The organism is Flavobacterium ginsengiterrae (assembly GCF_039539785.1).
Classification (GTDB): Bacteria; Bacteroidota; Bacteroidia; order Flavobacteriales; family Flavobacteriaceae; genus Flavobacterium; species Flavobacterium ginsengiterrae.
Window position 1 is genome coordinate 1 of record NZ_BAABDU010000009.1, and the last position, 13,218, is coordinate 13,218.

General features: G+C 33.8%; 10 protein-coding genes. 8 read left to right on the forward strand and 2 right to left on the reverse strand.

Features of this window, described 5'->3' with window-relative positions:
* The first annotated feature begins 286 nt into the window (after window positions 1-286).
* Together ABD859_RS21535 and ABD859_RS21540 are read left to right on the forward strand one after the other, a co-directional pair.
* On the forward strand, window positions 287-1,273 hold the full coding sequence (locus tag ABD859_RS21535) for a hypothetical protein (RefSeq protein WP_345146783.1): 987 nt from the start codon (window positions 287-289) through the stop codon (window positions 1,271-1,273).
* A 1-nt stretch (window position 1,274) separates the two neighbouring features.
* Window positions 1,275-1,967: a hypothetical protein gene (locus ABD859_RS21540; protein WP_345146784.1), complete on the forward strand. Its 693-nt coding sequence runs from the start codon at window positions 1,275-1,277 to the stop codon at window positions 1,965-1,967.
* A 58-nt stretch (window positions 1,968-2,025) separates the two neighbouring features.
* Here ABD859_RS21540 and ABD859_RS21545 read toward each other — a convergent pair whose 3' ends face one another.
* Entirely contained in the window at window positions 2,026-2,547 is a 522-nt protein-coding gene (locus ABD859_RS21545) for a contractile injection system tape measure protein (protein WP_345146785.1), read from the reverse strand.
* Between the two features lie 267 nt (window positions 2,548-2,814).
* On the opposite strand from ABD859_RS21545, the gene ABD859_RS21550 reads away from it, so the two are divergent.
* The 4 genes from ABD859_RS21550 (at window position 2,815) to ABD859_RS21565 (ending at window position 7,268) form a co-directional block, all read left to right on the forward strand.
* Window positions 2,815-3,585 carry a methyltransferase domain-containing protein gene (locus ABD859_RS21550; RefSeq protein WP_345146786.1) on the forward strand — a complete coding sequence of 257 codons (771 nt, stop codon included), beginning with the start codon at window positions 2,815-2,817 and terminating at the stop codon, window positions 3,583-3,585.
* A gap of 41 nt (window positions 3,586-3,626) precedes the next feature.
* Window positions 3,627-4,265 carry an NAD(P)H-binding protein gene (locus ABD859_RS21555; protein WP_345146787.1) on the forward strand — a complete coding sequence of 213 codons (639 nt, stop codon included), beginning with the start codon at window positions 3,627-3,629 and terminating at the stop codon, window positions 4,263-4,265.
* A 128-nt stretch (window positions 4,266-4,393) separates the two neighbouring features.
* A complete protein-coding gene (locus ABD859_RS21560) occupies window positions 4,394-5,005 on the forward strand; it encodes a biliverdin-producing heme oxygenase (protein WP_345146788.1) in 612 nt (203 codons plus the stop codon).
* The gene (locus tag ABD859_RS21565) at window positions 4,995-7,268 is read left to right on the forward strand and encodes an ATP-binding protein (protein ID WP_345146789.1); all 2,274 of its coding nucleotides are present in this window, start codon (window positions 4,995-4,997) and stop codon (window positions 7,266-7,268) included. The genes ABD859_RS21560 and ABD859_RS21565 overlap by 11 nt, the downstream gene beginning before the upstream one ends.
* 5 nt (window positions 7,269-7,273) lie before the next feature.
* Here ABD859_RS21565 and ABD859_RS21570 read toward each other — a convergent pair whose 3' ends face one another.
* The gene (locus ABD859_RS21570) at window positions 7,274-8,194 is read right to left on the reverse strand and encodes a phytanoyl-CoA dioxygenase family protein (RefSeq protein ID WP_345146790.1); all 921 of its coding nucleotides are present in this window, start codon (window positions 8,192-8,194) and stop codon (window positions 7,274-7,276) included.
* 223 nt (window positions 8,195-8,417) lie between these two features.
* On the opposite strand from ABD859_RS21570, the gene ABD859_RS21575 reads away from it, so the two are divergent.
* Entirely contained in the window at window positions 8,418-8,756 is a 339-nt protein-coding gene (locus tag ABD859_RS21575; protein ID WP_345146791.1) for a hypothetical protein, read from the forward strand.
* 82 nt (window positions 8,757-8,838) lie between these two features.
* A complete protein-coding gene (locus tag ABD859_RS21580) occupies window positions 8,839-13,218 on the forward strand; it encodes a CusA/CzcA family heavy metal efflux RND transporter (protein WP_345146792.1) in 4,380 nt (1,459 codons plus the stop codon).

A 13,218-nucleotide genomic window follows, 5' to 3' on the forward strand; every position in this document is an offset into this window, starting at 1 on the left:
ACTTAATCGTTGTAAAGACGGTGTTAAATGTTCTGAAGAAGAGCATTTAAAAAACAGAAGAAGTGAGTTCATGATTATTTCTATATAATGTAGTTCATTTTTATTTTATAGTTCTATTTTGAGAAACCGGCAGAGTTATTCTGTCGGTTTTTTTTATTTAGTAGAAAAATCATTCAATTTTTATGTAAATTTGGTTAGAACGCTGCTCACAAAATCGTAAGGATTTTTGCAGTATAATTTTTTATATAAACGAATTTTAGGTTTTTAACCCCAAATATTAAAAGGAATGAGAAAATATCTTTTACCCGGATTTTGGCTGCTTTATATGCTCTTTTTTGCAATTCCGTTTCCTATGATTTTGTATTACGCTATTAACAGCGAATTTGACATTTCAACATTAAAAGATAAAAACCCGTGGCTGGCTTTAAGTCTTGTTGGAGCATCAATAATTCTTTGGCTCATTGTAATCATTGGATTTTTTCAAAAATGGATATTACAGCTTTCTTCTACAAAAAGAAGTCTGGAAAACATTAAAAGAAACGGACTGATGCGAGAAGCTAAAATCATCAGCGCGGTAAAAATATCACGAGCAGGAGCAAAGCATGCTATATACGATTTAGAACTTCAGTTTAAAAATCTCGCTGATACCGAGATTACTCACAAAACAGAAATTGCAGACACTAAACCGCACGAACGTCGTTTTGAAACTGGAAAAAAAATAAATTTAATATTAAGCAGAGAACCCAAAAAACTTCCGGTATTTGTTATCGCAAATTCTACTGCCGAAATAAATCCCGTTAATTTAGTTTTAAGAGTTTTAGGATGGCTTCTGGTCGTAACTCTTGTAACGGGTTATTATATCTATTCATATCAAACAGAAAGTCATGGAATGGGCTGGCGATTTATGAGTTTTGGGCATCCATTAATTGTATGTCCATTAGTTCTTATTTTCTACAGATATCTTTTAAGATTCATTCTAAGCAAATTCACAGGTTTAAACGATAATTCTGTTTTAATTAAATTTAAAGGAATCAGAACCCTGGCAAAACTAATTAGTGTAAGTCAGACCGGAACGTATATTAACGAACAGCCAATGATAACTTTTGAAGTTGAATATACAGACAACAAACATCAGGTTCATCGTAACAGCTTTAAAAGAATAGTGAGACTTTTGGATCTTGATATAACCAAAAATGAACACATAGAGATTTTTTATTTAGCAGATAACCCAAATCAAATTGCATTTGCAGACGATTTAAATAATATTAAGTAGAATGAAAAAAATAATCATAATTGCAGTCTGTTTTCCTCTTTTTTCAGGCTGCGAACAGATTTCAAAAACCATAAATGAAACATTTACCGTTAACGATTCTGTCGTAAGTACAGAAACTAATTCTGATCCCAAAAATAACGTTCAGGAAGTAGATGTTCAAAAACTCATAAATGAAGCGGTTGAGAAACATAATGCTGCCGTAAATCAATTGGGAAATAAAACGATCGATTTATTAAAAGATACAAATACACTCAAAAACGCCGAAGAAGCTTTAAAGAATCTACCTCAATATAAAGGAAAAGAAATCTTTGTGTATTCGACTTTATACTTTTACAACGACGGAAGAATCAATGTTATGCTCCAACATCCGGAAAATAAAAAATATGTCGATACCTATGAATTTACTAAAAACAAATGGTCAGACCCAAAACCAGTTCAGTTATCCATACGCGACGATGTTCAAAAACGTTTAGTACCGCTTAAAAATATCAGTTTTGTAAATGCTGCAAGAGTATTTGATGTTTATAATAAAAAAGCACAGGAAGTCGAAGGAGCCAGCCCCGCAACAAGTGTATACATTTCCATTTGGGATAATAAAATGAGATGGTATCCATCGAGTATAAACGGCAGTCGAGAAAGATATTCAATACAGTTCAATGACGACGGAACCTTAAAAAACTTTAATCAGGATTAAATTTAAAAATCTGTTTTCATAAAAAAAACCGACTGTATAGACAGTCGGTTTTTTTTATTTAGTAAGGCCAAATAACATGCAAAGGTTTATCCATCCAGGGATATTTTATAATTGAAAAAGAAAAAGGCGAACGGTTAATCAAAATATCATAAGCCCTTTTTTCTACCGTAAGCTGCCAATGATCTTCTGTTTCAGAAAGTATACCATCTCGTATAAACCAGTTTCCTCTAAAGCCTTCTATCGAGCACTGTCCAATCGAAGGCCAATGATGAATAACGGCATTTAAAAGACCATTAATTAAATTTTTGTCATTATCTGTAATTTCGATTTCAACAGAAATTTTATCATTGACAGAAAGACCACATAAAACTTTGTTTAAAGACAAATAAGCATCATCTGTATTAGGCAGTCCGGTAATAACATACTGAAGATATTTTACCGCTTTTTTTTGATTTTCAACACTTTTAAAACTGTGGCCGTCTGTTAGTTCAAGCCTTTGAAACAGCATTTGAATGTAATTGTTTATTATTACTACTCCTGCATTCCGCAGTGCTACATTATTTTTAGTAGGATTACTCATTTTTAAAACTTCCATTTTCGGGGGTTAAAATTGGGGTTAATTAAAGCGATATAAAATTATACATATTTTCGTAATAAAACATAGGTGTTTATACCTAAAAAAAGAAAAACGCTTAGAATTGATTAAAAATTAATGTAAAAACCGAAATGTCGTTGCAGATTTAATAATTGTGAATATTATAAAACAGCTGAGAAATTTGTACCTTAGTAAAATGCTTGAACTCTTTTAACAGGAAGCATTTTTTTATAATTTTTAAAAGAAATACAAATGCCTTGGAATCCAGAAGTATACAATACATTTAAAGATATTCGATATAAACCTTTTTATGATTTGGCCGAATTAATAAAACCTGCCAAAGAAATGCAAGCTATAGATCTAGGCTGTGGTACGGGAGAGCAAACCGCTATTTTAGCCAATAAATTTAAAGAAGCAGATTTTACAGGCGTTGATTCTTCGGCAGAAATGCTCGAAAAGTCCAAATTATTAGAAACAGATAATCTTCATTTTCGCAGAGCCACAACAGAAGAAACCATAAACGAAGCCAAAAAATGGGATTTAATATTTAGCAATGCAGCATTACAATGGTCAAACGAACACGAAGTCTTGTTTCCTAAACTTATAGATCTTCTTAATTCAAATGGACAGTTTGCCGTACAAATGCCGGTTCAGCCAGAAAATAAACTCAACAAAATTCTTATTGAATTAGTAAATGAAGAACCTTTTAAAACATATTTAAATGGTTTTAAAAGAGATTCTCCCGTTTTAAGCATTGACGAATATGCACAAATAATGTTCGACGGAGGTCTTGAAGATATTCAGATTATGCAGAAAGTATATCCTATAATCGCATATGATCACGATACTCTGTTTAATTTTATTTCAGGTTCTGCTTTAATTCCTTATATGGAAAAACTTGAAGGTGAGCAAAAAGACTTGTTTGTAAAATCATACAAAGAAAGAATCGCAGAAAGTTTTCCAAAACTTCCGGCTATTTATTCTTTTAAAAGACTTTTGATGTACGGAACTAAAAGCAGATAATGCATTTTCTTTCAATTGTTTAATGATATTAAAATCAGATTATGAAAGCATTGGTAATTGGAGCAACCGGCTCAACAGGAAAATTTTTAACAGATGAACTTCTTAAAGATAATGATTATACTTCGGTTGTTATTTTTGTTAGAAAACCAACTGGAAAAACGCATCCCAAATTGACAGAACATATTGTCAATTTTGATAATCCGGCTCTTTTTAAAGATTTAATAGCAGGCGATGTTTTGTTTTCCTGTTTAGGAACGACTCTAAAAGCAGCAGGATCTAAAGAAAACCAGTGGAAAATAGATTTTGATATTCCGGCAGCTTTTGCTGCGGCGGCAAAAGAAAACAATGTAAAATCATTTGTTTTAGTTTCTTCTTATGGTGCTTCGGCTAAGAGCAGTGTTTTTTATTCTAAAATGAAAGGAGAACTCGAAGATTATATTTCAAATCTCAATTATGAACAATATGCCATTTTTAGACCCGGACCTTTAGAAAGAGAAGATTCTGATCGAATAGGAGAGAAAATAGCAGTAAAAGTTTTTAAAGTACTCAATGCCATTTCTCTTTTTAAGAAATTTAAACCATTGCCAACACCGCTTTTGGCAGAAAAACTCGCAAAAGCGCCTAAAAAACTTCCATCTGGAACAACCATAATCGAACTTAATCAAATATTTGAGTTTTAATATATAGTCAGAAATAATTTATTTTATAAGAAATAGCTATACTATTTAAATATAAATGGTAATCTTTTTTATAAATTTGTTCTGATGAGTTATTGTAACTCTTCAAAAAAAATATACTTTTACCCATTATGACTACAAATACAAGTTCACTTTTATCTTCAGATTTTTTAGCAGATATAAAAACGAAAACCTCAGATTCCCACAAAAAATTAGAGAGTCTTTCCGTTTCAGCTTCTATTTTATCACCAGATATGAAATTAGAAGATTATGCTTTTTATTTAAATCTGATGTATAATGTTCATAAAGAAACAGAAGAACTTGTATATCCATTGTTGTCAAATATTGTGACAGATTTAGATAAAAGAAAAAAGAAACACCTTATAGAAGAAGATCTTTTTTATCTGAATCACAATAAAATCACTGCATCTCAAGTTTTTAATAAAACAGAAATGTCAGTACCTTTTGCTTTGGGAGTACTTTATGTTATTGAAGGTTCGAGTCTGGGAGGAAGATTTATATTGAAAAATATTGTAACAAATCCACAGCTTTCAAACAATCAAGGCGTATCGTATTTTACGGGTTATGGGGACAAAACCGGAAGTTTTTGGAAAAATTTTCTAAATGTACTTTCAGAATATGAACAGAATAATAATTGTGCAGATAGCATTATAGAAGGAGCTGTATATGCTTTTGATAGTATTTACAATCATTTCAGGAGCGTAGAAAAGAATGAAGTTTAGAGATATCGTAAATCGTGATATAGTTACATTAACCAACTGTGAGCACGAGCCCATACATATTCCGGGAAGTATTCAGCCCCACGGTTTTTTAATTGGCCTTAACGCCGGTTTAAAGATAGAATTTTGTACAGCCAACATTTCATCTTTTATGGATGTGGGCTATACAGATCTTCTTGGTAAAGATTTTTCTTCTGTTTTTGGTCGACGCACGCAAGAACAGATTCTGGATTATATTAACAATGACAAAATTCAGGATGTATTTCCATTAGAAATTATATTTTTTGGAAAATTATTTCAGGTCAGCATTCATAAAAGTTATGGTATTTATGTTTTAGAAGCTGAACCAAAATTTCCAGACAGAGAAAAACTAGCAGATGTGTACACACAAACAATTCAGTTTGTAACACAAATGAACAACACAACATCTTTAAAAGATTTGTGTGCTCTTGTTGCTCAGGGAACCCGTGAAATAACAGGTTACGACCGCGTTATGATTTACAGGTTTGATGAACAGTACAACGGAGAAGTTTTTGCCGAAAGCTGTCGTGAAGATCTTGAACCTTTTTTAGGTCTGCATTATCCACACACCGATATTCCGGCTCAGGCAAGAGAACTGTATATAAAAAATCAACTGCGTTTAATTGTTGATATTGAATACGAGCCAGTGCCAATTTTTACTGTCGATGATGAAAGAGAAAATAAGAATCTAGATTTAAGTCTTTCAATATTAAGAAGCACATCTCCAATTCATGTTCAATATCTTAAAAATATGGGCGTAGGGGCAACTCTTACCATATCGCTTATTCATCATGACAAACTTTGGGGGTTAATTGCCTGTCATCATTATTCAAAAAAGAATATTTCGCCAGAAATTAGACTGGCCGCAAAACTTCAGGGACAGTTTATTACTTCGCAGATTGACATACGCGAAGCTAATGACGAAAATTTAAATGCAAAAAATTCATCTACTGCTCTGGAAGAATTAACCGGTATAGAATTGCCGCTTTCAGAAAAATCATTGGAAATTATTGCCGATACACCTCAATTACTGCAAATTTGTAATGCATCGGGTGCAGCAATTATTGTAAGAGATAAAATTTATAAAAGCGGAGTAGTACCTTCTGATGAGCAGATTATGGACTTAATTGGTCATATTAAAAGCCGTACAGATGATAAAACATTTTCTACCAATAAACTGAGTGATTATTATCCCGAAATGAAACAAAGCTCTGATTTTGCAGGTATAATTTATCATTCATTAGACAGCATAAATCATATTATTTGGTACAGACACGAAACGATTTCAGAAATCAACTGGGGAGGAGATCCCGAAAAAGCCATTGTAAAAGACAGTAACGGCCTTCATCCTCGTAACTCCTTTAACATTTGGAAACAGATTATTAAAAACCAAAGTAATATCTGGAAACAATATGAAATAAATGCAGCGACGAAATATAGTCACACACTTCATAATCATTTAATGATGATAATGCTTAGTGAAGAAGAAGAAAAATATCGCACGCAGAGTGAAATATTAAAAGAAACAAATTCTGAACTTGAAAATATCAACTGGATCAGTACACACGATTTGCAGGAACCATTGCGAAAAATTCAAATGATTACCTCAAAAATGCTGACAGAACTTGATGCAATTCCGTTAGAATCTATTTCTGCTTCCTTGGTTAAAGTTTCAAAATCTGCGGGCAGAATGAGAATTTTACTCGAAGATATTTTAAAATATACCCGAATAAAAAATACGAGAGATACACTTCAAAAAGTCAATTTAAATGATATTTTGAAATCAGTAAAATCTGAGATGAAAGAAAATATTAAGGAAAGTAATGTTATTATTGTAAGTGAAAATCTTCCTGAAGTACATGCTGTAAATTTTTTAATGAAACAGCTTTTTTCAAATATCATTCAAAATTCATTAAAATACGCCTCAGAAGAAAGATCGCCAATTATTAAAATTACCGCTTCTCAGGAACCGGAACTCACAGGACATTTAAATAAAATTTACTGTCATTGGGTTAATTTTTCAGATAACGGAATTGGTTTCGAACAACAGTTTGCCGAAACTATTTTTAAGGTTTTCACAAGACTTCATAACCAAAATGAATATACAGGATCAGGAGTAGGCTTGGCTTTGTGCAAAAAAATCATGCAGACAGTTGGAGGCGCTATCGAAGCTGTAGGGAAATTAGGAGAAGGAACAGACATAAAAATCTATTTTCCTTGCGATCCGGAAGAAACTCTTATGTAAAACAATTATATCCATTCACCAGAAGCATCATAATCATTGGGCAGATAAGTAAGATATTGAACCATTCTTGGTGTTTTACCATTATTTGGCGTGGCACAATGCGGCAGTCTGCTGTCCCAGATTATAAAGTCGCCTGCGTTACCCATTACAGGTTCTGGTTTTAATGTTTCGAGAGCAGTTTTTCTAGGATCTTCATCTGGATCAAGATTGCTAAGCCAGTCATTTATTTCGTTATGAAATCCGGGAACACAGTGAAAAGCACCATCATTTGGGCCGCAGTCAGTAAGATACAGCAGACCCTGAAGTCCAAAAACAATAGGCTGTTTTAAACTCGTATCCCAGTGAAGTCCGCTTCCTAAAAAAGTAAAATCTTTATTTTCAGGCGGATTAAAACTTACTTTATCGATAGTTTTGTAAATTTCAGTTGAATTGTAAAGCTGTTCGTAAGCTTTTTTTATTCTTGCAGAAAATCGGTTTTTATTTAAAGTTTCATGATCTGAAAAATTCAGCATTAAACCTTTTTGATTTTCATGTCTTTTATACCACGTTTCCTTCTCGTTAGGAATCATTTCCAGATATTCCCAAATTGCCTGCTGAGAAGCTTCGCAGTCGGCTTTTGAAATTGCATTTTTTACAACAATATAGCCGTTTTCATTCCAGAATTCCAGATCTTTTTCAGAAAGCACATTTTCAGTAAGATCTGCATTTTCTAAAACAACCTTTTTTTGTCTCTTAATAATCCAGTTTTTAAAAGTTTCAAAATCAGGTTTTTCATAATATAAATATTGTAAAGTGTCTTCCATGCTTATGCCTAGCTGGTACAAGGTTTTAATTTCAAGATCCCAGGTTTGAGTAGAATCTGCAGCAGTAATTTTTAACGGCTGCGAAGAACGTTTCCAAAGTTTTTCAAGAATAGTCCAAGGCATAAAAATGAATATTTTTTTCAAGTGAAATTAAAAAAACGAAATGACATGAAATCAGGTAATTGTACGTGATTTTGTGTTTTTTGCCTTCTGTTTTCTTCAAAAGAAATACTTTTATAAAGCAGTCTTAATCAAAATATAATAATTTAAGTTAGGTTTATTTTGTTTCATAAAGTAAATTTGCGAAGTGCGAAAACATATTGTCTACATATTAATTTTTCTGATAATGTCAAATATTGGCATTTTTCAGCAGTTTTATAAACTGCCGGTATTAATTGAGCATTTTAAAGAGCACCAGCAAATAAGAAACTTAAGTTTTATTGATTTTCTTGAAATGCATTATTGGGGAGAAGATGAAAAAGATAATGATGCAGACCGCGATATGCAGCTTCCTTTTAAAAATATATCCGGACATTCGTTACAATTGGTATTTGTACCTGTTGAAAAACCAGTTATTTGTGTACCTTTTAATACAGGTTTTTTAGAATACCGCATAATACCTTACACCTCAAATTTACATTCTAATCCCGCATTATTCAGCGTGTTTAGACCTCCTTTAGCATAATTTTTTTAATAGATTTTCTCTGCAGTTAGAACAACTATGTTTTATCTGCATTGTATTTATTTCTAAAATTTTAAAATAAATTATGCTAAATAAGATTATACAATTCTCAGTTAAAAATAAACTGGCAATTGGTATTTTTACATTGCTGTGGATTATCTACGGCGTGTTTGAAGTAAGCCGTTTGCCAATTGATGCCGTTCCTGACATCACCAATAATCAGGTTCAGATTATTACAACTGCACCGTCTTTAGGAGCAGAAGACGTTGAGCGTCTTATTACTTTTCCAATAGAGCAAGCCATCAGCAATATACCACAGCTAAAAGAAAGCCGTAGTATTTCACGATTTGGACTTTCGCTGGTTACGATTGTTTTTTCTGATGATACAGATGTGTATTGGGCTCGCCAGCAGGTAACAGAACGATTACAAAAAGTAGATATTCCAGAAAATGCAAGTCTTCCGGAAATGGCTCCCGCTACAACAGGATTAGGCGAAATTTATCAATACGTTTTAAAACCGCAGCCGGGTTACGAGAAAAAATTCTCTTTGGAAGATTTACGAACCATTCAGGACTGGACAATACGGAGACAACTTTTAGGAACACCAGGAATTGCTGATGTAGCGACTTTTGGAGGAAAACTGAAACAATACGAAATTGCCGTAAATCCTGCGCGTTTAAAAGCACAAAATCTCACTATAAAAGAAGTTTTTACGGCCTTGAGCAGTAACAACGAAAATACCGGAGGCGCGTATATAGAAAAAGGCCCTACAGTATTATATATTCGAAGTGTGGGACTTACCAGAAATATAAAAGATATCCAGAATATCATTGTAAAAAACACACAAGCCGGAACACCCATTTTAATAAAAGATGTTGCCGAAGTTAAAATGTCTTCGGCGATACGTTACGGGGCTTTAACAACCGATGATTTTGGCGAATCTGTAGGTGGTATTGTCATGATGTTAAAAGGCGAAAATGCTAATAATGTTATTGCAACGGTTAAAAAACGAGTTACAGAAATAGAGAAGATTCTGCCGGAAGGTCTTAAAATTGAACCTTTTTTAGACAGAACCAAAATGGTAGATAATGCTATTGGAACTGTAGAAAAAAATCTAATTGAAGGAGCCTTAATTGTGGTATTGGTTTTAGTGCTGTTTCTGGGAAATTTAAGAGCAGGATTTATAGTAGCCTCAGTAATTCCGCTGGCGATGCTTTTTGCTATTATTATGATGAATACTTTTGGCGTAAGCGGGAACTTAATGAGTTTAGGCGCTCTTGATTTTGGGTTGATTGTAGACGGAGCCGTTATTATTGTAGAAGCAATTCTACACCACATGCACAGTGCCAAAAAGTACAAAAATGTTCATTCTGTTTCGCAGGAAGAGATGGACAAAGAAGTAACAACTTCTGCCGGACGAATGATGAATGCTGCAGTATTTGGGCAGATTATTATTTTAATCGTTTATCTTCCCATATTATCACTGGAAGGTATTGAAGGTAAAATGTTTAAGCCAATGGCACAGACAGTTGCTTTTGCCATTTTGGGCGCTTTTATTCTGTCACTTACTTATGTGCCAATGGTAAGTTCTTTATTCATCAGCAAAAAAATAAGCCACAAGCCCAATTTATCAGACAGAATTATGGCAAAGTTGGAAATTCATTATGAAAAATGGCTTTCTAAAGCGCTTAAAATTAGGAAATCGATTGTGATTTCTTCCTTTGTTTTGTTCGGAATCGCTTTGTTTTTATTTGCCAGAATGGGCGGTGAATTTATTCCGCAGTTAGAAGAAGGTGATTTTGCGGTAGAAACACGATTATTGTTAGGAACCAATCTTTCGACCACTACAGAAACCATTCAGAAAATATCAACGGAACTCAAAAACAAATATCCCGAAGTTGAAAAAGTAGTTTCAAGAATTGGAAGTGCCGAAATTCCAACTGATCCAATGCCAATTGAAGGCGGTGATATGATTATTGTTTTGAAAGACAAATCAGAATGGACAAGCGCTTCTTCTTTTCCTGAAATGGCAGATAAAATGACACAGACGGTAAAAGAAATTGCTCCCGGCGTGACAACAGGATTTCAGTTTCCGGTTCAAATGCGATTTAATGAATTAATGACTGGCGCAAAGCAGGATTTGGTTTGTAAAATTTATGGTGAAGATTTAAACAAACTTGCCGAATATGCAGAAAAATTAGGCTCGATTAGTAAAACAGTTTCGGGTGCAACAGATTTATATGTTGAAAAAGTGACCGGAATGCCTCAAATCGTAATTGATTATGAATGGGCAGAAATGGCAAAATACGGTATTTATGTTTCTGATATTAATAAAACCGTAAATGCGGCTTTTGCAGGCGCCGCAGCAGGAAGTATTTACGAAGGCGAAAAACGTTTTGATATGGTTGTAAGAGTCGAAGACAGTGGCAGAAAAGACATTTCAGACGTTCGTAATTTATTAATCGCCACACCGTCAGGCATGCAGATTCCGCTTTATCAGGTTGCTTCTGTAAAAGAAGTCGAAGGACCAAACCAAATTCAGCGTGAAGATGCCAAACGCAGAATTATTGTAGGTTTTAATGTTCGCGGACGCGACGTAGAATCTATCGTAAAAGAACTGCAGCAAAAAGTAGAAAGCCAGATTAAGTTCGATCCGGGTTATTACATTACATACGGCGGTACTTTCGAAAATTTACAACAGGCAAAATCAAGACTAGGTGTTGCCGTTCCTGCTGCTTTATTTATGATTTTGGCTTTGTTGTACTTTGCTTTTAGATCTTTTAAAGAAGGTTTAATCATTTTTACAGCCATTCCTTTATCAGCAATTGGCGGTGTTTTTGGACTTGTTTTGCGCGATATGCCGTTTAGTATTTCTGCCGGTGTTGGATTTATTGCTCTTTTTGGAGTGGCAGTTTTAAACGGAATTGTTTTAATATCTGAGTTTAACCGAATTCAAAAACAAGGAGAAATTACAGATCCTTTTCAAATTATTATAACCGGAACAAAAAACAGACTTCGTCCTGTATTAATGACGGCTGCAGTCGCTTCTTTAGGTTTTCTGCCAATGGCTTTAAGTAACGGAGCCGGAGCAGAAGTACAGCGTCCGCTGGCAACGGTTGTAATTGGAGGTTTGATAACGGCGACACTTCTTACGTTGTTTGTTCTTCCGTCTATTTATTTAATGACGTATCACACAAAAGTATTTTCTAAAAAAATGAAAAAGCATAAAATTGATAAACTGGCTTTATTGCTGATTGGTTTATTGATGACCGTTTCAGTTCAGGCACAGCAATCGCCAATTTCGCTGGAAGAATCAATAATGAAAGCACAGCAGTACAATAAACGAATTAAAGCCGCGCAGCTAAATGTAAAATCAAAAGAACAGCTTCAAAAATCGGCTTTTGATATTCCTAAAACAGTTATCGATGCCGATTATGGTCAGTTTAACAGCGGTGTTAACGATACAAGATTCGGCGTAAGCCAGACTTTTGCTTTTCCAACGCTTTATTCCAGCCAAAAGAAAGCTTTAAGGGAAAATTATAATGCGGCAAAAGCGCAGTCGCAATTAACTTCGCAGCAGATTAAATCGAATGTCAGAAACTTATTTTACGATTATATCTGGCTGAAAAGTAAAAGAGAATTACTTACTTATGCTGATTCTATTTACAGATTAATGGAGCAGAAAGCAGCGCTTCGTTATAAAGTGGGAGAAACAAACGTTTTGGAGAAAACCGCTTCACAATCGGCAAGACAATTTTATTCAAATCAGCTTACAATGATTAATAAAGACATGGCCGTTACGCTGAATTCTTTTAATGCAGTTCTTCAGGATAGTGTTGTTTATGAGCCTTCTGAATCAAAAATAAAGCATGATTTTAATTTTTCGATAAACGAAAAATCAGATGTAAGTTCTCTTCCGCAAGTGCAACTCTCGAATTATGAAGCAGAAGTAGCAAAATGGAGATGGAAGTCAGAACAAGCTAAATTAATGCCTGATATTACTTTAGGTTATAATAATCTTAGCATTATTGGAACACAGACCAATTCTGCGGGTCAGGATGTGTATTACGACAGCAGTCACAGATTTAATTATATTAATGTTGGACTTTCGATTCCGCTGTTTTTCACAAGTCAGTCGGCACGAAATAAAGCCTCAAAAACAGAATACGAAAATTATATTCTACAGGCCGAAAATAGTAAAATTGAAGCCAAAGCCGAAATCACAAATGCCATAAATGAAGTTGAAAAATATAAAGAGAGTTTGAAATATTATGAAATTGACGGGCTGAAAAATGCTTCTGTAATTATTAATGCCGCCAACAGCCAGCTTGAGAACGGAGATATAGATTATCTGCAGTGGGTTATGGTAATTAATCAGGCAGTTACGATCAAAAACGAATATTTAGATATGATTAATAGCTACAACAAAGCAGTTATTAATCTTCAAACCCTTCAAAATTTATAA